Consider the following 22,908-nt stretch of genomic DNA (forward strand, 5'->3'; position numbering starts at 1 on the left):
ACTGCTATAGCTGTTTTTGAAACCGTAAAAGCATAGGTAACACTATCAGTTGTAAAAAACTCTAGTAGTGTAGTATGGTCATCTAGCTGTTTCTGGATAGTGGATAGATGGGTAATCTCGTTTTTATATTTAAGCTGATAGTATTTTGGATAGGTTGTTTCTAACACTTGAGTTAGAGAATCCTGTTTTTTGCTTACGTCAAATAACTTACCCTCAAAATAAGTAAGCTTTGTTGTATCTAATTCTTTCTTTGACTGTTGTTCTACTATTTTAGATTGATAGAAAGAATGATTAATTCTCATCTCTTTTTCTAAAGAAATAAGGTCTTCTGGCAGTCCTGTAAAGCTTTTGGCATTGGCATCATTGAGCAATTCTTTAAGGGTATTGGCTTTGCTTTTTTCTACATAATAAAATGCCTGTTCTATTGATGATTGATCATTTTGTAGTAGTTGTACTTCTATTGCTCCCTTATAAACTGTTTTGGCTGTTTTTGCAAAATCTACTTTATCTTGATAGTTCGTAAAAGATTGACGTAGTGTATTAATCAATGAATCTGATTTTTGATAGCCTTTGATTGCTTTTTCTAGATACTTTTTTTCTTTATGTTGTTTGTACAAGCCGACATATACTTGAGATTGACCTTCTAGAGAGGAGAGGAGAGTCTCTGGGTTTAAAAACACATCAGTTTGGTTCTTGCTTTTATTTTGATCAAAACTATGCATATTAACTCTAGAATTCTCTTTGATAGCTTTATGATAGTATACCAAAGCTTTATCATATTCTTTTTTCTCTAGATAAATAGACCCAATACGATTATAGGCACGAATAACTCCTTTACTATTAATTTTCTTGTAAGTATCCAACGCTTTTTGAGAATACTCTAGAGCCCTATCAAATTCTTTTTTTTGCCTATATAGACTACTAATACTCAAATAATTAGCCCCAATAAGCTTATCGTTTTTCCTAAAAAGTTCAACTCTAACATCTATTGTTTTGTTATAATAAAATAAAGCTTTCTCCAATTTTTGTTGCCCCTGATATATACTCCCCATATTAGTATATACCAAAGCAACTTGTGGATGGTATTCTCCAAAAGAAGAAATAAGGATTTCTAATGCTCTATTTAAAAGTGGTATTGCTTTGTTGTATTCTTCTTTGGCTATATGCACCGAAGCAGTATTTATAAGTAGGAGAGCTATTTCAGGATGATTATTTTGTAGTGTTTTTTCCTTAAGAGTTAATGCTCTTTTTTGATAACTAAGCGCTTCATTAAAATTCCCTTTACGATAATAAATCAATCCAATATTCATATAACTATCTGATAAATTTATATCATCATCTCCATACATTTCTATTTTAATATTTACTGCTTTTTGATAATATTCTAGCCCCTTATCATAATTTTCTTTATTAGAAAAGACATTACCTATATTAATATAATAAGAGGCTATATTAGGATGATTTTCACCTGTTATTTGTTTTTGTATTGATAATGCTTTTGTATAATGATATATAGCTTCATCATACCTTCCTGTTCTCTCAAAAATAGTCCCGATATTATTACAATATCTAGCCGTTTTATAACTTTCTCCTGATTGTACAGTTTCTATATCCAGTGCTTTTTGCATATATATTATTGCTTTATCATATTGCCCTGACACATATTGTATTCTCGCTATATTATTATATACATCTGGAAAATGAGAACCACCTTTAAAATCTGGATGAATTGCTTTTTCTAAATATTCTAAAGATGCCGCCAACTCATTTTTTGTAGTTAAAGTCTTCCCTATACTATTATAGGATTTTGAAATATCTGAGTGATTACTTGGTAGTATTTTTTCACGAATAGATAAGGCTTTCTTAAAATGTAATAAAGCTTGATCGGCTTTTCTGTTCTTAAAATGATATTCTCCTATGTTATCTAATGCCGTAGCTTCTTCTCTAGAGCCAACTAAAGAATAAGTGATAACTATTTCTAACGCTTTTTTAGCATTGAATAGAGACTCCTGATAGCTTCCTAAGTATCTTTGGTTTTCTGATATCTTATTATAACTATTTGCCAGTTGTTTCCATGCCTTTGCCTTATTATAAATAGGGATCGCTTTTGTAAAATAGGTTATAGAAGGATCATACTCACCTTCTGCCAGTAAAGAGTCTGCTTTTTTATAATACTGTGAGGCCACTACAGTATCATTTGCTATTTGAGCATATGTTGTAAATGGTAGTGTGATAAACAAGATAATCCAAAAAGAAGAATATAAAAAAGCTAATGGTGATTTCATAAGAGATAGAAATATTGTTCCTTAAATAGTTTATAACAAAGAACGCAAAAATGTTACCCTATACCAATTATATATTAATCTCGTTAAAAAGTTAACTTGATATGAGTACCTCATTTATTTTGAGTAATCACAACCGTTGCTATATCTTCTTTTTATTGTTTACTCCAAAACAAGACAGGGTTCAGCACACACAATATCAAATATTTGCTAAGAGAGTTAAGACAACTAATTATATAGTTAGATTTTATCTATTTTTAGGTTTATCAAAATCATGAGATAAACTCAAAATCAGAAAATGTAGCCGCTACCTCATCAAATACAGCAAATACATCTTTGACATCATCACTGGTTACCATTTTGGTTCGGTATTCTTTGAAATGTGGTATTCCTTTGAAATAGTTTGTATAATGTCTTCGGGTTTCAAAAACACCTAGTTTTTCACCTTTCCAATCGATTGCCATTTGCAAATGCCTGCGAGCAGCAATAACACGCTCCTCTATGGTTGGGGGAGCTAGTTTTTTTCCTGTTTCAAAATAATGTTTTACTTCTTTAAAAAACCAAGGGTATCCTATACTGGCACGACCAATCATGGCTCCATCAAGCCCATAAGCATCTCGCATCTCCATAGCTCGCTCTGGGGTATCAACATCTCCGTTACCGAATACAGGTATATGCATTCGTGGGTTGTTTTTTACCTCGGCAATGGGTCTCCAATCGGCATTACCTTTGTACATCTGTGATCTGGTACGCCCATGAATGGATATTGCTTTGGCCCCTACATCTTGTAATCGCTCTGCTACTTCTACGATTCTGATAGAGTCATGATCCCAACCTAATCGTGTTTTTACTGTAACTGGCAATTTGGTATGTTCTACCATGGCTTTTGTAAGCGAAACCATAAGGTCTATATCTTTGAGAATTCCTGCTCCTGCTCCTTTGCTAACTACCTTTTTTACTGGACACCCAAAATTGATGTCTATAATATCTGGTCCTGATGCTTCTACAATCTCTACTGATTTCAGCATTGAATCCAGATTGGCTCCAAAAATTTGAATTCCTACAGGACGTTCTTTTTCATATATATCAAGTTTCATCACACTTTTGGCAGCGTCACGAATCAATCCCTCACTAGAGATAAACTCTGTATACACTACATCTGCTCCTTGTTCTTTGCACAATGCTCGAAAAGGGGGATCACTTACATCCTCCATCGGTGCTAATAACAAAGGGAACTCTCCTACATCTATGTCTCCTATTTTGGCCACAGTAATTATTTTTTTGGCAAAAATACAAATTCTTTCAGAGCTTACCCGTTTGTATTATTCCTATGACATCTAAAAATACAGGAAGGGATAGTATAAACCTTCTAAAATCGATTATATTTGCAAGCTATTATTATAGTGAGAATTGCGTGAGGGATAGGAGCAAGCTACCATGTAGCGCGGATAGCCCGACCACTCGCCACAAGCGAGGGGTCACGCTCTAAAGATGAATTTACGAGAGATGAAACATATAAGAAATTTTTGCATTATTGCTCATATTGATCATGGTAAGAGTACCTTGGCGGATCGATTATTGGATTTTACTGGTTCTGTAACTGCCCGTGAAGCACAGGCACAATTACTAGACAGCATGGATCTAGAACGTGAACGTGGAATTACCATCAAGAGTCATGCTATCCAAATGGAATATACATATAAGGGTGAGGATTATATCCTGAATCTTATTGATACTCCTGGTCATGTAGATTTCTCTTATGAGGTTTCTCGTTCTATTGCAGCATGTGAGGGCGCATTACTTATTGTAGATGCAGCACAGAGCATACAGGCACAAACGATTTCTAATCTATACCTGGCTCTAGAGAATGATCTAGAAATTATCCCTGTTCTTAATAAGGTTGATTTGCCTAGTGCCAATCCTGAAGAGGTTACTGATGATATTGTAGATTTACTAGGGTGTGATGCTGAGGATGTGATTCCTGCCAGTGCCAAAACTGGAATTGGGATAGAAGAAATTCTTACTGCTATTATAGAGCGTGTTCCTCATCCAGAAGGAAATCCTGAAGAACCATTACAGGCTCTGATTTTTGATTCTGTATACAACTCTTTTAGAGGGGTAGAAACTTATTTTAAAGTAGTTAATGGTGAAATCAAAAAAGGACAGCAGATTAAGTTTGTGGCTACTGGAAAAAATTATTCTGCCGATGAGGTAGGAACACTAAAACTTAATCAAGTACCAAAACAAACAATCAAGACAGGAGATGTTGGTTATTTGATTACTGGTATCAAGGATGCTCGAGAAGTAAAAGTAGGAGATACCATTACTGATGCAAAAACACCTACTCAAAATGCAATTGCAGGTTTTGAAGATGTAAAACCTATGGTATTTGCAGGTATCTATCCCGTAGATACAGAGGATTATGAAGAATTACGTAACTCTATGGAGAAATTACAGCTTAATGATGCTTCTTTGGTATTTGTACCAGAGAGTTCGGCTGCACTTGGTTTTGGTTTCAGATGTGGATTCTTGGGAATGCTGCATATGGAAATCATTCAGGAGCGATTAGAGCGTGAATTTAACATGACTGTTATTACAACAGTACCAAACGTATCTTATCATGCTTTTACTAATAAAGAGCCTGATGATATTATTATTGTAAATAACCCATCAGATTTACCTGATCCTTCTTCTATGAATCGGGTAGAGGAACCTTATATAAAAGCTTCTATTATTACCAAATCTGATTTTGTAGGATCAGTGATGTCATTATGTATCGAGAAACGTGGTGAGATTACAAATCAAACATATTTGACTACAGAGCGTGTAGAGCTTACTTTTGATATGCCTCTGGCAGAGATCGTTTTTGATTTTTATGATCGTTTAAAAACGGTATCAAAGGGGTATGCTTCTTTTGATTATACTCCCATTGGTTTACGAGCTTCTAAATTGGTTAAAGTAGATATACTTCTTAATGGAAATATCGTTGATGCATTGTCTGCATTATTGCACAAGGATAATGCGTATGATATTGGTAAGAAAATTTGTGAAAAACTAAAAGAACTAATCCCTCGTCAGCAATTTGATATTCCTATTCAGGCAGCTATTGGAGCTAAGTTTATTGCCCGTGAAACGGTAAAAGCACTTCGTAAGGATGTTACTGCCAAATGTTATGGTGGTGATATTTCTCGTAAACGTAAACTACTCGAAAAACAAAAGAAAGGTAAGAAACGTATGCGTCAAGTGGGTAATGTAGAAATCCCACAAGAAGCATTTATGGCAGTACTTAAGCTGAACGACTAATACTCTGACAATTACCCTAAGTACTATCCTTACTGTATAAAAAACAGAAAAACATGTTTGATGTTGTATTAAAAAGTAAACCGAATGAGGATATCTGCTTTTTGATCAAGGTAGAAAATCATCCTTTTAATTATATCTGCGAATGTGGAGAGGCGAGTGATCTCACGGTAAAAGAATGTCAAAATACGAATGCACTATTTATTAGTCATACGCATATTGATCATTTTATTAATTTTGATACTATCTTACGACATCAAATCGGGACACAAAGAAGAGTGATTATCTGTGGGCCGAAAGGTATAACTGTTCAGATTCAGAAAAGAATACAGAGCTACTGCTGGAATTTAATTGATAAGGATGCAATAGTGTATGAGGTTCGTGAGATACTTTCTGAGAACTCAATAAAAAGAACTGAGCTTAGACCTCCTTTATGGAATCAGGTTACATTGGAGACTATAGATAAAAACACAGTCTATGAGAATGAATTGTTTGAGGTTACATATACTATACTGAATCATAAGACCGATTCTATTGCCTACTTATTTCAAGAAAGAAATACTACCAAAATCAATTTACAAAATACCGGTTTTAATGGGGGAGTATGGGTTCGAGAATTAAAGTATGCTTATGAGAATAGTGAGTTCGATAGACTTATCACTATTGATCATAAAGCATATAAGGCTATAGAGTTATTCTATCTCATGAGTATAAAGTATGGCCAAAAACTTGGCTTTATAATGGATCACGCCGCTTCTGATACAAATCATGAGAAAATAACAAACATGTTCAGAAATGCTGATCAGGTCTATATTGAAAGTTTTTATAAGTCTCAGGATCAAGAATTGGCTATCAAAAACCACCATAGCTATTCTAGCGAATCAGGACGAGTTATGAAATTATGTAATGTTACAGAAGCTATTCCTGTTCATTTTTCGAGAAAATACTCTGATGAAGAAATTCAAGAATTGATTACCGAATTCACAACTGCATACCAGTAGACTTGCAATAAAATAATACAGGATTTAAGAATTGATTGCTTTTTTGGCTTTGATCATTTTATGCAGCATGTATTCTACTCCATTATCATTATTACTTTTTGTTGAGTAATTAGCGGCTTCTTTTATATTGGGGTGTGCATTCTGCATAGCAAAACTATAGGTGGCTCTACCCATCATCTCAAAATCATTATTATAATCTCCAAAAACCATAGTTTCTTCTGGTAGCACATTATTCACTTCTTGTAATTGCTGTAATGCATATCCTTTGTTTGCGAGATTATGAGATAGGTCTAGCCAGATTTCTCCTGATACTTTTACCTTTAATCTATCTTCGAGGTGTTTTAATGCAGGGTATAAATATTTTTCTGCCCCTTTCTGGTTACAGATTGCAATTTTAAGATACCTGTCATTTGTTACTGTTGCCAGGTCTTCTACAATCTCATAGCGATCATAAAACTCACTAAACATGTCTACAAAATCCTGCCCATAATCTTGGATATATCCTTGTTTTCTTCCACATAGAATTACTTGTGACCCTTGCAGATTTTTGGTAACATCAAGTAATTCCAAATATGTTTTACGATCAATCTCTGTGGTCTGGAGCTCTCTATCCTGTCGCATGGTTAATGCTCCATTTTCTGCAATAACATAGATATCGTTTTTAATAGGTTTTAACTTATCTATAATACTATAATATTGCCTACCACTTGCTGCCACAAAAATCACTCCTAGTTCATTAAGCTCTTCAAAGAGCTCAAAAAAAAGACGGCTTACCTCTCCTTTGGTATTGAGCAGTGTTCCATCCATATCTGTAGCAATCATTTTGATTTGTGATAAATCCATATTAATCAGTTGTTTTATACCACAAAGGTACATAGTTGAAAAAAACACCTTAGAATAACTACTGTGAAATTTATATTAAATTAGCACAATCTTATCATAAACCAGAATAGAGAAATTAAAAAATGATTCCCTTCTGTTTTATAAAATAGTTTCTCTTATTAATCAAATATAAAATTAAAGAGTAAGAAGTATTTATCTACCAACTTCATTTATCATACGTTATGAAATTTTTTCAGAAAGAAATACAATTACAACCATTCCCAAGAGGGTTTCATCTGATTACCACAGATATTATAAATCACATACCCGAAATTCACACTATATCTATTGGTCAATTACAAGTGTTTATAAAACATACTTCTGCCAGTTTGACTATAAATGAAAATGCGGATAGCACAGTACGACAAGATTTTGAAAGCCATATGAATGTTATGGTGCCAGAAAATGCCCCATACTATGTTCATACGTATGAAGGCCCTGATGATATGCCTGCACATATCAAAGCTTCTTTGATGGGGGCATCTGTAGCAGTACCAATAACTAATGGCGTTTTAAACCTAGGTACTTGGCAAGGTATTTATCTTTGTGAACATCGAGATTATGGTGGTCCAAGAAACTTGGTAGTTACTGCTTATGGTCAGGTTATTGAATAATACCAGATTAACTATTATATATAAAAAGACCTCTCTTGAAATTAATTTCAAGAGAGGTCTTTTTATACTATCAGATTACAAGAATCTAAAACCAGTTTGCCCAAGGAATTCTAGATAACATAAGAATCCAAGCAAGGGTATAGAAAATGGCTAATGTTTTAAATTTTGGTGTAGAAGTTAGCTTCTTTTTATGTTTTGAATATCCCATTGTAATAAAAACAATAGTCAAAATCATTACTATTGGATGTTCTACATTATACAATCGCAAGGTAGCATCTTTCATTATTTCTCCCACTTTATGAGTTCCTGAAAACCAAACTACCAAAGGAGATACAAAGAATATTATCATTCCTATCAAAAGTTGTATATGCGTAACAATAAGTGCGAATAGAGAAATTCTAAAATCTTTTGGTGCATATTGCCTTTTTGTAAAAAAACCAGCTAATGCATTTATAGTGGCCAAAGTAACGATAAGAACAACAAGATAAGCCCAGTAAGAGTGGACTATTTGGATAACTTCGTACATAATGATGTGTTTATTTGCAAATGTACAGATTATGCATATAAAAGCCTCATATACTAGTGCTACAGGGGCTTATTTAGACTTATTCTAGATGGCAAATCTAATACACTAACACATATCATTTTAAATTTTATACAATACTATTGTCTTTTATTTTAACAAATACTTATATAAGTCTCTTCTTTGTTTTATTATGAAAACAGAGAAAGATGTATTAAAAGAAAACCCCCTCATCCGATAACCGAATGAGGGGGTGAAATTATATTTTCTATTGATTTAGAATTTGTAGCTTACACTTGCATTCCATGTTCTACCAACCCCTAAATAGTAACCAAATGAACTTAACTGGTTAATATATGGTGAATTAAATACGTTTTTTACGTTTCCTCTAAAGACTAATTTATTTTCTCCAAAATTAAGCTTATAAGTAAGACCAGCATCTACAAGGTCATATGATGGTAATCTTTTTGCCTGATACGTCTCTCCAGCAATAGAAGCTTGAGCAACATCTTCTGGATCAACAAAACCATACAAATCAGTATAGACATTATAATCAGCATCAAATGATAGGTTATCAATAATATCAACGTATACTCCTGCTCCAAAAGAAGTTTGCGGTGCGCTACCAACTTTTGTATCTGTTAATTCAATAACACCGTTATCAATGATAGTAGTTGTTTGATCATTTGTCAGAGTAAATGGTGTTTCAGCATCAAATTTCCAATTACCAAGAGAACCATATCCTCTTAATCTCCATCTTCCTCCATCAGGTCTATACTCAAAATCAAACTCCAGTCCTTTATGAATTTGTGAAACTCCTGTTAATCGATATGTTGTATTATCTCCATTTCCTAATTCAGGTCCATTAAATGTTAAGAAACGATTTGCCCATTCAGTATGATAAACATCAAGATTAAACCTAAAGTTGTTATTTTTAAAACGATACCCTGCTTCAAAACTAGTAATCTCTTCATTATCTATTTCTGGTTTAACAATATCATTAGAATTTCTAATATCAGCAAATACATTATCTAAGAAGGGTTGACGCGAAAAATATCCTGCATTAGCAAAAACCGAATGATTCTCATTAAGATTATACGATGCTCCTCCTTTTACATTATACCCAACTTTGTTTAGTTTTTCAGATTTACCTAAACCATTACCTGTTCCTACAAAACGACCATCTCTTTGATATGACTGTGTTGATACTGCTCCCTGAAAAAATACAGCAAACCTATCTGTCGAGTACTCTGCCTGACCAAATCCTCCTAAATAGTTGATGTTTTCTGAATAATCAAACTGTGTACGATTCGCCTCATCTGCAAAATCAAATAATGCTGACCACGGATCTGCGTCATATTCTTGTGTAAATACATAATCATCTGGTCTGTCTGTTCTTCTATTATCAACATATCCTGTAAGGCCTAACAAATCATTTATTTGGTAAAAGTGATCTCCTTTATATAATCTTCCATCAAAACCAACATTGAATGCCCAATTTTCAGTTGCTTTTATATTTAAATTTGAAAGTAATCCATACCAGTTATGGTTATTTACAGAAGCTCTTCTTGCATAAGAGTCTCCAAAATTTCCAAAACCATTACTATCAGCTGTAGTAATATTATTAGCTCTTATTTGCTCAAAATCTATATTATCATTGTTATTATCATTAACTCTGACTCTACCTCTACCAAGACCACCTGTTCCACCACCACGTCCCCATGATGCATATAAAACTGTAGATAGATCTAGTTTTTCGTTGATATCAAAATCCCAGTTTAAGTTTGCTACTGGCTTATGGTAGTAATTTCTTCGTTCTGTAAAGCGCTCTCCATCTAAGAAACCAGAGTTTCTATTGTGCTTTGCAGTAAATTCTTCATATACTTCTAAATCTTGAGAATAATTTTGATCATGCCATTGTGGAGCCCCTGTAACTAAAAGGTTAAATGTATGTTGTTCATTTGGTTTATACCCAACCGAAAACAAATAACTTTGTCCTTGTCCTGCTGTTCCTTCTGCATACTTTCTATGTGCTTGCCAATGATCTAATAAAACCGAAAAAGCCCATCCGCTATCACTCAATCCTGTGTTATAACTAACTGTACCCTTGGCATAGCTGTCATTACCACCTAATAGCCTTGCAAAACCTCCTTCTTTTTGATCTGTAGTTTTAGAAACAATGTTTATTGTTCCACCTACAGAAGAAATCGCTAGCTTAGAAGACCCTAATCCTCTTTGTACCTGAACTGCATTGGCTACATCAGACATTCCTGCCCAATTAGACCAATATACTTTTCCATCCTCTGGACTATTGATTGGTTGTCCATTTAATAATATTGCTGTATTTGTATTATCAAACCCTCGTAGAAAAACTTGGCTATCACCAAAACCTCCTGCTTGGTTTGACACATATACAGACGGAGTATTTTTCATTGTTTCTGTAAACTCTACATTACCTGCTGCTTTTAGCTGAATGTCTTCTCCTTTAATCGTTGATACTGCAATTGGTGTTTTTCTGTCTTCTGCTAAATCAACAACTCCTTTACCAACTAGTACGATTTCTTCTAGTGAATTATCAGGGTTTAAACTAATGGTTCCTAAATCCTGATTTCCTTTAGTCAGATCATACTCAATGCTTTTTGCCCCAAATCCTAAATAAGAAATGTTAATGGTTCCTGTGTTGTTACTTACTTTTAGAGAAAACACACCATCAAAATCTGATGATGTTCCATTAGAGGTTCTCAGTTCAATAACGTTTGCTCCTAGTAATGGTGCATTTGATTCTGCATCCAGTATAGTTCCTGTGACTACTCCTTGTGCGGTCGCCTCCCCAACGACTGCCATAAGGATTACAACAAATAAAAATGTAATCTGTTTCATGAATGTGTTTTTAACTGTTTTTTTAATAATCTCATAGAACTTGTAACGAATAAAAACAATTTGAATTTAATGTTTCAAAAGGTACTTGCATCGTATCAAGTTTCACAATAATTGATAGTGTTAATATTTTTCGCAAAAGAACGAATCTTTATGCATGCATAGTTTATGTAAATGTTAAATTTTATGCACAATTTTATCGATAGATTTAAGGTAGAATTATTTCGTATCACATTAACAACGAATCACTTAAAAATATTCACAACTTATCAACTAAAAAAAAGTTAATTAAATGCCCGCAATCTTTGCAACATGAGACTCAAAAAAGGGTGCTGTATAAGGGAGATTAGATGTTAAATTTATAAAAATTACCCCCATTTAGAGTTACACTTTTTCAACTTCAGTGTTAACAATGTTTTGTTTTATTTTTTTTTAAAGAAAACATTATTTCATCCGATTCACTTTCAATCAAATAAAATTTACAATTGGAGTTTTCTACTGTTGGTAAAAAAATCAATAAAAAATTAAAGCAAACAAAACATTGTTAATATTCTATCGTTATACCTCCCAATTAACCACAAATATTTACAAATCAAAGTTTTACAAACTCACTAAAAATGAAAAATTCACACAAACCATTAAAAAAAAGCCTTCTTTTCTTGATACCTCTCTTTGCTGTATCATGTTCAGATGATATCGAATTAAATTCTGAAAATTTTAGAAAAGATAATGAAGAAGAATTCAGTATTAATTTTCAACAAAAATCCACCATTGATGTTGGTAATCAAGCAGCTGCAGAAATTACAGCTTTTGATTCTGAAACAAATAAGCTTTTTATCGTTAATAACGATATCGTACTAGGAATACGAGAAATATCTGTCTATAATATCAGTGATATCAATACCCCTATTAAGGAACCCTCTATAGATCTAAGCGCATTGGGGGGAGCCAATAGTGTTTCTGTAAAAAAGGGGAAATTAGCAATTGCAGTAGAGGCTCCCATAAAACAAAATCCAGGAACAGTATTGGTATATGATACAAAAACTCAATTACTGGAAAACACATTTACTGTAGGGGCATTGCCTGACATGGTCACTTTTACTCCTGATGGCAAAAAAATTGTTGTAGCCAATGAGGGGGAGCCTAACGATGATTTCTCCTTTGATCCCGAAGGATCTATTAGTATTATTGATCTAGAAAAAAATAGTGTAGTTACTCTGGATTTTCATGCTTTCAATAATCAAGAAACTGCTCTAGAAGCAAAAGGGTTTAGGGTATTTAGTCCTAATGCAAATTTATCAAGAGATGTAGAACCAGAATATGTGGCTGTTTCTAAAAATTCTAAAACTGCTTGGGTTGCACTACAAGAAAATAACGGACTGGCAGAAGTTGACCTAGAAAATAAGCGAATTGTTGCTATCTATCCATTAGGGTTTAAAGATTATTCTTTACCTGGAAATGAAATAGATGCTAGTGATAAAGACAATCAAAAAAGACTAAAACACTGGGATGTACCTGTATATGGGATGTATCAACCCGATGGAATCAAATACATGAAAATCAACGGAAAAGGATATATCTTTTCTGCTAATGAGGGTGATTCTAGAGATTATACTGGATTTAGTGAAGAGGCCAGAGTAGCAGACCTTACCTTAAACCCTTCAATTTTTCCTGCTCAAGGAGATTATCAAAATAACGTAAACCTAGGAAGATTAAAAGTTACTAATGCTTTAAAAAGCCCTAAAAACAAAGAAAATAATGCCTTGTACTCATTCGGTGCGCGTTCTTTTTCTGTGTGGTCAACAAAAGGTGCTTTACTTTATGATAGTGGTAATGACATTGGTTTAAAAACATTAGAGTTAACTCCTAACGTTTTTAATGGAAATGATAAAAGAAGTGATGATAAAGGTGCTGAACCAGAAACAGTAGATGCTATGAAGCTGTGTGATGATAAATACGTACTTTTTGTTGGATTGGAGCGTGATGATGAAGTATTGGTTTACGATATCAGCAATCCCATCTCTCCACAATTTGTGCAAATTCTATCACATCCTGGAGATAGTGCGCCAGAGGGATTACTTGCCATATCCAGAAAAGATAGTCCTACAAAAAAACCATTGCTCGTAGTAAGTAATGAAGGAAGTGGTACCGTAACTATATACGAAAACAAAATGGCTACATGTGATGATGATTAGACAGTATCTTATCTATTGAAAAAGGTGTATATTTTATCTTTTTTGAAAGGCTTTACAAGATAAAACTCTGTAAAGCCTTTTTATCATTTTACTTGTTCTATTAATTCAAGTCGTTTATAAAAAAGCAACCCCCAGGTTAACTACTCCCAGGGGTCTAAATTGAAACATAATTGTATGTATTTAACACAAACTCAACTTATACTAATTATGATCGTTTCAATTTTATTGTTTGTTACTTCGGGTTGATATTACGAATATAAGCGCTATTTCATAAATGTTTTAACATTTATTTGATCATAATTAACACTTAATACTACGGTAATACACTCATAAAACTACGGAAATCAACTTTCTGAAAATCAGATATTAACATAATTTTATGAAATTTATACTTCCTTATTTTCTATCGTTTTTTCAAACCCAAGAACAATGCTTTTTTTATTTTTTTGTATCTCAAAAAAATAGTGCCAGCTCTTAGCCAGAATGTTGGTTTAAAAACCCTCGGGAGATACTCCCGAGGGTTAAAAATTGAAATTAATTATGAAGACTTTACACAAATTCAACTTACATAATTATTACATTTCAATTAATCTTTTGTTAGCACTATATTATATTTCTATATGCTTATTGCACAGTAATATCAAAGCTTTGAGTGATATCTGTTTCTCCTCCTGCATTAGTAATATCTCCTCCTACTACACCGTTAGCACTTTTATTAGGTTGATGTCTCAAAGTTACCGTTAGACTCCCTGTTGCAGCTTCTTTTGTAACTAGCGTAAATGTTAATCCTACAGGGTTTTCTGTTGTAAAAGATGTTCCATCAGCTTTTTTATAATCAGATTCTTTATCGGCATACGCTGTTGTTATATCCAATGCAGTACTTGTTTGATAAAAGAATTGGTGCTCATCTGCTTCTTCCTCTATCTCTTCATTAATAATTTCTGCTGGACTTACTGATCCATTCAGTAATTCTACAGAGCCTGTATAAGTTGTATTAGCATTCAGATTTCCTGAAACTGTTACCTGAGGATCTTTTGGTCCATCTGCTCCATCTTCATCTGTAACAGTAAGAGTTACTGTTTGCCCTTCATTGGTTAACGAGACTGTCATCTTTGTTATTAATTCTTCCTCATTTACTGGTACAGGGTTATCATCGTCACTGGAGCAAGATGTGAATAGAATACCTCCAATAAAAAGCGTTGATAAAAATTTACGTGTGTTCATTACTTCTAGTTTAATTTAATATTTAATTGAAAATCTTAATAAAAATGTTCTGCCTAAATCATCTGCAAAATATCGTTGACGATTCAAATAATTCCTATAATTTTTATTTAATATATTGTTTACCGTTACTCCTACTTTTACTATATTTTTTTGTCCAAGAGGAAACTCCATACTAGTATCTGCATTTAATAAATGATATGCTTTAGGAGGAGTATTGATATCCAATTCAACGGTTTCTTGTTGTTGTGGAGAAAACACCGAAATATTATCAGGGTATTCATTTTGCCTGAAAAAATACTGGCTTTCTAATGATGCATTAAACCCATACCAGTTCTTATTTGTATAGGTAATACGATTATCAAAATTTGCTGATGGTATATTAATCAGCGGTATATCATTTTTATTTTCACTTCCTTTTACCAAAGAGAAATTATGGTCTGTTCTCCAATGTTTGTTCCAGTTTGTATACAGCTTTGCATCTAATCCTACTAATGTAACATCAGTTTGCCTGTATTCCCAAACAGGAAATGCACCTCTTATAGAGAGTTGTACATCAACGGGTTCTAATAAAACATAATCATTTATAAAATTGGCGTAAGGCGCAATTTCCCAGCCCCATTTTTCTGTATTCTTTTGTGCTGTTATCGATATTTTATGAGATGTTTCTTGATCTATTCTTAAATCACCCAATTCAATTCTGGCTGCAGAATGATGCAATCCATCACTGAACAATTCTGATGGGTTAGGAGCTCGTTGTGCTAATGCGTAATTGAATCTGAACTCATAATCTTCTTTATATATATATTGTATTCCTGCAGTACCAGAAATACTGTGATAGTCAAAAATTGGATTAACAAGCCATTGTGTATTAAAGTCGTCAATGATAAGGTTGGAAAAATCAATAGAGTAATTTCTTTCTCCCCATCTTGATTTTAAATAAAACTTTTTGGCATCCATACGATTATAATCATATCTAATACCTCCATCTATTACAATATTGTTTGTTAAGTCATACTCTCCTGTAATAAATAGTCCAGCATCGTACTTATCATAATCAGGAATAAGCCTTCTTACCCCTGTACTAGGGTCTGCAAAATTATTTTGATACCTAAATAGACCACCTATACTCCACAACAACTCTGGATTTGAATCAAATCTAAAGTCTGAGGTAAGCGTATGTGTTTTTAATTCTAAGTCTATACTTTGTTTTTTATTACGTTCTTCAATTCTACGAATATCAAATTCAAATCGCTGATTATACTGAAAATCATACTGCGTACTCCATTTTCCTAACTCTTCAAAACGTTTGAAATATCGTAATCGCCCTAAGTGATGAGTAACTTCTTGTTTTGGAGCATTAATTTTATAGGTAAAATCTCTAACAATTGCAGGTTTTTGACTATTTATTGCATTAATAAGATCATCTACACTACCTATGTGTGAAGCTGCCAATACGCCAATTTCATTCTCAAAAAAGGAATAGTATGCATCCCATCCATGAGTAAATTTATTTACTCCAAAAGAGAGTGATGCTCCTTTCTGAAATATGCCTGTATTAGAGAGCACATAATCTGGTGCTTCTACATCACCAAAACGTTTTAAGCTTCCTTGTGCTTTAAGAAACCAGCCGCTTTCATATCCTTTTGCTAATTCTGATGTAATTGAGCCTCCTCGACCATTTGTTGCTCCTGAAGCTACCGTTTTTCCATAAAGAGTGTCTTTTGTTGGTACTTTACTAGGTTGCATAATAATTACTCCACCAATAGCATCACCACCATATCTCAATGCAGAAGCTCCTTTTACTACAGTAATATTTCCTGCTGTATTGATATCAATATTAGGAGCATGCTCATCTCCCCACTCCATATCCTGCATACGCACACCATTATTCATAATAAGTACTCTACTGCCGCTTAATCCTTGAATAATTGGTTTTACTATGGTTGATCCAGTATTTAATGAGGAAACACCTGTAATACCTCTAAGAGCATCTCCTAGTGAAGCATTACTATATTTATCAATAATTTCTGCCCCAATGGTTTCTTCTTGAGCAGAGTTTGTTTTACTAATATCTACTCCATCTACTTTTACTTCATCAAGTTCATTAAGATGATGTTCTAGATAAAAATCTTTATCAGATACCCTTGCCATGTCTAATGTAACTACCTGAGAGTTGCATTTTTCATGGGATATTGTAAAAGCGTACGCTGTTGTACATAAACCTTTAATGTGATATGTGCCAGTTACATCTGTCACTACTGTGCGGTTGTTAAATGTTATTGTAGCTCCTTCTAGAGGTATCCCATCATGAAAATCTATAACTCTACCAGAGAGTGATTTATCACATTCCTGTGCTGATACGAGGTTTACCAAAAAAAGAAACACTAATAAGCATGTGAGTCCTTTCATCTATAAAATAAATAATGAATAATCTGGTACTAGAGAGTAATACTACCAGTTAAGTTGTCAATAAAAAAAGTCTAAATAAAATTATACTGTGGGTGGGGCTTTATTTAAAAATGAATGGGTAACAGATGAACCAAAATAACGATTTACATAAGTTGTACGAACAATATCTGCGGGAACAGTTATGATCTCAGAAATTTTTACTGAATCTACTGGTATTACCCCATCATTATGATGATCCAATGTAAATTTACAAATTGAGCAATCTACATCATCATCAGCATCATCATGACCTACAACATGTAAATCTGCTAATTGAATGATACCAAAAAGTACCAAAAAAATAGAGGCTAGTATTTGTCTGTTTACCTTCATTACGGCAAATAAACGAAAAAAAACAGTTGCTTAGTATATTTTTTGACTAATAAAGTGTTAAAGACTAGCAAAATTAATAGATTTTTGCACTATAACATCCAGATACTTTGGTAGATTCTTTTTTTGCCATGGATGTCTAGCTCCAAATATATGATCAGATCCTTCTACCAAAAATAACTCACTATCACGATTCCATGAGTTTATTCTTTTGCCTTCTTCTACATCAACTGTAGGGTCATCTGTGCCATGAACAATCAAATAAGGAATTTTGATTTTTGTAACAGCTTTTGCAATAGTTAATCGCTCTTCATCTTCTATAAAAGATGTATAAAACTGAAAATAATGTGGCATTCTCTGTTGGGTTCTTCGGTTTTCAACATACATTACTTTATTCTCTCTCCATTCATCAAAGGCTTTTCCCTTTGGGAATCGATTTTTATAATCTGAAACCCCTGCCCAGGTTATTAATTTGGTAACTCTTGTATCTTCTACAGCCTTTATCGTTACAATACCTCCTCCTCGTGAATGCCCTATCAAGGTAATGTTTGAAGTGATTATTTCTTTATTATATTCAAAATCAGAAGATGTAATCCAATCAATTACAGTTTCTAAGTCGTCTAATTCTTTATTATAATTATTATTTGCAAAAGCTTCGAGATCAGGAAAATCAATGGGTTGTTTTGCAGTCCCTCCATTATGAGAGAAATTAAATTTCACAAAGAAAAAACCAGCATTTGCAAAAGAATTTGCTACCAAATCCCATGCTCCCCAATCTTTGAACCCCTTATATCCATGACAAAAAACAACAATAGGTTTCTGCAATTCATTCTCTAAATAAAAAACATCGGCTAGAATTGGCTTGTTATGTTTTCCTTCTATATATATATTTTTATTACGTGTAGTCATAGTTATACTTCTTTTTCGATAAACGGAATTTTATTATTAAAAATTTCAGATATCATTTTTGTAACTTGCCGTAGATACTCTTCAAATACAACATTCGTTATTTCATAATTTACCTTACCTCGTACACTTTCTTTGGTTCCAAACCCAAGAAACCCTGCTTGAAGGTTTTTAAACGAAATTATCCCTGCTTGAAAGGCTTGAGAAATTGGGTTTTCGTTGTGGCGCATATAAGCGTATGCCAAAACTTGTATCACCTTGCTATATTTATAGTCTTCTGTGATCAAATCCCAATCCATTATAACAACATCATTTTTGCTTACTCTACCTGTTTTGTAATCTATAATTCTTACTTGACCATCTAATTCATCGATACGGTCTACTTTTCCTTTGATATATATAGGAAAACCTAATTCAGGGATATGTAATTTGGTTTTTAGATTACTTTCTATCGATATAATTTTTAATTGCCTACCACTGTTCAATACCTTTTCTTCGGTTTTCAAAAAATTATAGATGTACTGTTTTGCTACTTCAAAAATCAAAAGGTTTTTACCTTGTGTAATATCTAGTTTTGTATATTCTTGTTTGAATTCTTTTTTTAGTTCGGTTTCTATTTGAGTTCTCATTTTATTGATATCCTCGATTGTAAGAAACTTACCTTCAATTGGTTTATAGAATGTTTCCAGTATATTATGAATAACCGTTCCCAAAGTATTTGCTGCTATGGTTTCTTCTACTTCTTCTGTTTCTTGAACACCTAGAACATATTTGTAGTAAAAGTCTATTGGGTTTCTTATATAGGTTGTTAACGCTGATGGGGATAATCCATGAGCTCCTAATTTTTTTAACCTTACTACAATATCCTCATTCTTGTCTACTTGTAAGGGGCGGGCAATTAATTTAGGCACTCTTGCAGAGACAATATATTTTGCAAGCTTATGTTTTGGCCTTTTATCTATATCTAGCTGTAAGAGAAACCTGCTTTTTTCTCCCCCTCCAACTCCTTCATTTTCTGTGTTGTATAGCAAGTATACTTTTTTTGCTCTTTGGATCAATCTGTAAAAGTGATAAGTATATATTGCATCTTTCTCTTTATAAGTAGGTAAGTTATATGCGCTTTTTAGATCATAAGGAATAAAAGAATTCATACTTTTTCCTGCTGGTAAAACTCCTTCGTTTACAGAAGTTATAATCACTGTCTCAAAATCCAGACAACGTGATTCTAACATCCCCATAAGCTGTAATCCTCTAAAAGGCTCTCCAGCAAAATCCAATGTTTCTGTTGTTAAAATATCCTTGTACAAGGTATACAACGATCCTACAGTGGTCAGATATTGATATGTACTGTGAAGTGTAACTATTTTATTGAATACTAAATGAAAATGATAAACATACTCCAACTCTAACTCGTCTTTGTCTTTATCAAGATTATCTCTAAGTGTTATTAGTATCTTTTTACTGTTCTCTAGTGCAACCGCTACATTTTGCCATGATTCAAATAGTAGTTTAAGAATTTGTTTCTCTTTCTCTGCGACTCCTTCTTGTAATCTTTCTAGAGTAATGTAGACAATGTTTTCTTTTGATATGGTATTAATTAATCTTGTAGCTTCTAATCCCAATAATCGATATGCAGGCTGACTACTTAAAACCTCAATGATTAACTTATAATATAGCCCTTGTGGATTAGTTATTTTGTGAAGGGTAAATAATAACTCAAAAAATGCTGACAAAGGAACTTCTTTAAGCGGCAATCCCATTGTAATATTTAGAGAGTCTATTGTATCTGGTAAAGAGTTTAGCACTGGTTGCAATAACGTTTCATCTGCAAGTACTAATGCTGTTTTTTCTAATTTGGCTTTGGGTATGCTGGCAAGTATTTGCCCTATTGTTTTGGCCTGACCAATGTTTTTTGGTACTCCAATTAATGTTATATCTTTTTCTTGAGAAAAATTATTTTGTATCCACTGAAAGGGTTTTTCTTTATAATAACCCCATGTATCTCTATATGTTCTTAAAAATAATGATGCTTCATGATATGTCTTATCTATAAAAAACTGATCGGCATCCCAGTATATTTTTGCTATATCAGCTTCTAAAAGTCTTTGGAAAATAAGCTGCTCTGCATTGTTTAGCGCATTAAAACCTACTAGAATATGTTTTCTTTTTTCGGTTTTGATATACTCCTGAATATCTTCTGATGCTTTTCTATACAGTAATCCTTGGTATCCTATTCTTTTTGAAAGAAGCTTGTTTTTGAAATTATTATAATAATCTATCAGACTTTCCCAAAATTTGATATAATTATGAACCAATTCAGTTTTTTCTTTTTGCAAATACCAGTGATTCAAATCTTGTATACCTGATAAATATGTAAAAAAGCTTTTGTGATCTATACAGTACCTATCGATCTCATTAAAATCGTAGATTAATGTTTGAGCCCAATTACTGAAGGTTTCAAAATTTTCTTTTTCTTGTTCAGGGTGTGTTTCTAGATATGTATCGTAAAACTCGAATAATGTTTGCACATTATCAATTTGTTGAAGTCCTGATAATTGAACAATAAATTCTTCTATACTTAGAATTATTGGGGCAAAAAGAATTTCATCGGTATAAATTTCTAAAAGTTCTTTTTTAAGAAAAAGTCCTGCTCTTTTACTGGGCACAATAAAAATTAGATCACTAATTTTTTCTTTGCCACCTTGTAATTCTAGTAATACTTCTTTTAGAAAACTTTTCAAACGAATATGATTTTATATTGATATGATATATTTTCTAAAAATAAAAAACGTCCCGAAAAATTCGGGACGTTTTCAATATTTTATTATTTACAGAGGTGAGTTCTTATTTTACTAAGTTAATCTCTACACGTCTGTTTTCTGCTCTACCTTTTCTAGTTTTGTTAGAAACGATAGGTCTATCTTCACCATAACCAACAGCTGATAATCTAAACTGATCGATACCATTTTCTGTTAAGTAGTTCTTAACAGCATTTGCTCTTGAGTCAGATAATCTCTGGTTAAGTTTAGCACTTCCTACACTATCAGTATGACCTTCTACTGTAAATTTAGCATTAGGATACTCTTTTAAGATACCGATGATATCTCCAAGTACTTTATTTGATTGTGCTTTGATTGTAGATTTACCAGAATCAAACAAGATAGTTTTTGCATACTCATTAAGTGTCTTTTGTACCTCTTCAGTTACTTCAGGACAACCTTTGTTTGCAACAGTTCCTGCAACATCAGGACAGTTATCATCTTTGTCTATTACTCCGTCACCATCTTTATCTTGGTAAGGACATCCGTTGTTAGCAGCTGGTCCAGCTTCATTAGGACAACCATCTTTACCATCAGCGATTCCATCACCATCAGCATCAGGACATCCGTTAAGTGCAGCTAATCCAGCTTCAGTAGGACAATCATCTTTAGGATCTGGTACTCCATCACCATCTGTATCAGGACATCCGTTGAATTCAGCAGTACCTGCTGTATCAGGACAGTCATCTTTAGCATCAGTGATTCCGTCACCATCAGTATCAGGACATCCGTTGAATTCTTCTAAACCTGGTACTTCTGGACACTCATCATCTTTGTCATATACTCCATCACCATCTGTATCTTTACCTCCGAAAGCGAAAGTAAGTCCTGCAGAATGTTGGAAGTGAGTTGGAGGATAGTTTCCTGCTGGTGCAGCATCGTAATCTTCGAATACATGCTTATAAGTAGACTGAACATTAAATGCTAAATTTTCTGTCAACCAAAAGTTTAATCCAAGAGAACCGTTTAATGTTCCAGCTCCATTTTCATCAATCCAAGTGTATCCACCACCTACACCTAAGTAAGGGTCGAACCAACCTGATTTTAATACGTTTTTAAGGCTATAACTAATTGTACCATCTAAAGCATAGTAAGATAAGTCATCAACATCAACAGGAGTTCCGTCTTCAAGTTCTCCAAAATTTTCTATTTTGTTAACCGATCCTGCTGCTGTAAAAGTAAAACCATCTCCTATATATCTACCAACAGATAATTTGGAAACAGATGGAAGAATGTTCCAGTGGTCGCTAGCATTAAAAAATTCATCGAAAATTTCTCCCTGACTGGTAAGGTCTCCCCCAGTAGGAAAGATGTCAACGGCGTTAATGCCTATAGAAACCGCCCAAGGATTATTCTCATCTTGTGCATTCGCTGTACTAAGTCCTAGTACAAGTATCGAAGCCGCTAAAAATCTGCTAAGATGTTTCATATTCAATAATTTAATTTTTAAGTGTTAATTAGAGCAAATGTAATATGTTAAAAATAACTGTCAAAGATAAATCTAATA

Annotated in this window: 15 protein-coding genes; 4 read left to right on the forward strand and 11 right to left on the reverse strand. The window is 33.3% G+C overall.

Features of this window, described 5'->3' with window-relative positions; genetic code table 11:
* Window positions 1-2,285 (reverse strand): tetratricopeptide repeat protein (locus CVD18_RS12385; RefSeq protein ID WP_146052775.1); only part of this gene is annotated, 2,285 nt, incomplete at its 3' end.
* A 269-nt stretch (window positions 2,286-2,554) separates the two neighbouring features.
* Window positions 2,555-3,550: a tRNA dihydrouridine synthase DusB gene (dusB, locus tag CVD18_RS12390; protein ID WP_103865762.1), complete on the reverse strand. Its 996-nt coding sequence runs from the start codon at window positions 3,548-3,550 to the stop codon at window positions 2,555-2,557.
* A gap of 238 nt (window positions 3,551-3,788) precedes the next feature.
* On the opposite strand from dusB, the gene lepA reads away from it, so the two are divergent.
* Both lepA and CVD18_RS12400 read left to right on the forward strand, forming a co-directional pair.
* Complete coding sequence (lepA, locus tag CVD18_RS12395) at window positions 3,789-5,585, forward strand: translation elongation factor 4 (protein ID WP_103865763.1); 1,797 nt, start codon at window positions 3,789-3,791, stop codon at window positions 5,583-5,585.
* A gap of 53 nt (window positions 5,586-5,638) precedes the next feature.
* On the forward strand, window positions 5,639-6,583 hold the full coding sequence (locus CVD18_RS12400) for a peptidase (protein WP_103865764.1): 945 nt from the start codon (window positions 5,639-5,641) through the stop codon (window positions 6,581-6,583).
* Between the two features lie 24 nt (window positions 6,584-6,607).
* On the opposite strand, the gene CVD18_RS12405 is transcribed toward CVD18_RS12400, so the two are convergent.
* Window positions 6,608-7,426, reverse strand: coding sequence for an HAD family hydrolase (locus CVD18_RS12405; protein WP_103865765.1), 819 nt, complete (start codon window positions 7,424-7,426; stop codon window positions 6,608-6,610).
* A gap of 221 nt (window positions 7,427-7,647) precedes the next feature.
* Here CVD18_RS12405 and CVD18_RS12410 point away from each other — a divergent pair, with 221 nt between their 5' ends.
* Window positions 7,648-8,079, forward strand: coding sequence for a secondary thiamine-phosphate synthase enzyme YjbQ (locus CVD18_RS12410; RefSeq protein ID WP_103865766.1), 432 nt, complete (start codon window positions 7,648-7,650; stop codon window positions 8,077-8,079).
* 85 nt (window positions 8,080-8,164) lie between these two features.
* Here CVD18_RS12410 and CVD18_RS12415 read toward each other — a convergent pair whose 3' ends face one another.
* Together CVD18_RS12415 and CVD18_RS12420 are read right to left on the reverse strand one after the other, a co-directional pair.
* Complete coding sequence (locus tag CVD18_RS12415; RefSeq protein ID WP_103865767.1) at window positions 8,165-8,605, reverse strand: hypothetical protein; 441 nt, start codon at window positions 8,603-8,605, stop codon at window positions 8,165-8,167.
* Between the two features lie 273 nt (window positions 8,606-8,878).
* Window positions 8,879-11,482: a TonB-dependent receptor gene (locus tag CVD18_RS12420; protein WP_103865768.1), complete on the reverse strand. Its 2,604-nt coding sequence runs from the start codon at window positions 11,480-11,482 to the stop codon at window positions 8,879-8,881.
* A 614-nt stretch (window positions 11,483-12,096) separates the two neighbouring features.
* Here CVD18_RS12420 and CVD18_RS12425 point away from each other — a divergent pair.
* On the forward strand, window positions 12,097-13,674 hold the full coding sequence (locus tag CVD18_RS12425; protein WP_103865769.1) for a choice-of-anchor I family protein: 1,578 nt from the start codon (window positions 12,097-12,099) through the stop codon (window positions 13,672-13,674).
* Between the two features lie 624 nt (window positions 13,675-14,298).
* Here CVD18_RS12425 and CVD18_RS12430 read toward each other — a convergent pair.
* The 6 genes from CVD18_RS12430 to CVD18_RS12455 all read right to left on the reverse strand — a co-directional run bounded on the left by CVD18_RS12430 (window position 14,299) and on the right by CVD18_RS12455 (window position 22,830).
* Complete coding sequence (locus CVD18_RS12430; protein WP_103865770.1) at window positions 14,299-14,898, reverse strand: type 1 periplasmic binding fold superfamily protein; 600 nt, start codon at window positions 14,896-14,898, stop codon at window positions 14,299-14,301.
* A 15-nt stretch (window positions 14,899-14,913) separates the two neighbouring features.
* Window positions 14,914-17,307: a TonB-dependent receptor gene (locus CVD18_RS12435; RefSeq protein ID WP_103865771.1), complete on the reverse strand. Its 2,394-nt coding sequence runs from the start codon at window positions 17,305-17,307 to the stop codon at window positions 14,914-14,916.
* An 81-nt stretch (window positions 17,308-17,388) separates the two neighbouring features.
* Entirely contained in the window at window positions 17,389-17,679 is a 291-nt protein-coding gene (locus CVD18_RS12440; RefSeq protein WP_103865772.1) for a hypothetical protein, read from the reverse strand.
* A gap of 57 nt (window positions 17,680-17,736) precedes the next feature.
* Window positions 17,737-18,585: a S9 family peptidase gene (locus CVD18_RS12445; RefSeq protein ID WP_103865773.1), complete on the reverse strand. Its 849-nt coding sequence runs from the start codon at window positions 18,583-18,585 to the stop codon at window positions 17,737-17,739.
* A gap of 2 nt (window positions 18,586-18,587) precedes the next feature.
* On the reverse strand, window positions 18,588-21,323 hold the full coding sequence (locus CVD18_RS12450) for a PD-(D/E)XK nuclease family protein (RefSeq protein ID WP_103865774.1): 2,736 nt from the start codon (window positions 21,321-21,323) through the stop codon (window positions 18,588-18,590).
* Between the two features lie 103 nt (window positions 21,324-21,426).
* On the reverse strand, window positions 21,427-22,830 hold the full coding sequence (locus CVD18_RS12455) for an OmpA family protein (protein WP_103865775.1): 1,404 nt from the start codon (window positions 22,828-22,830) through the stop codon (window positions 21,427-21,429).
* Between the last annotated feature and the right edge of the window lie 78 nt (window positions 22,831-22,908).

It is taken from the genome of Aquimarina sp. I32.4 (assembly GCF_002924285.1).
GTDB lineage: Bacteria > Bacteroidota > Bacteroidia > Flavobacteriales > Flavobacteriaceae > Aquimarina.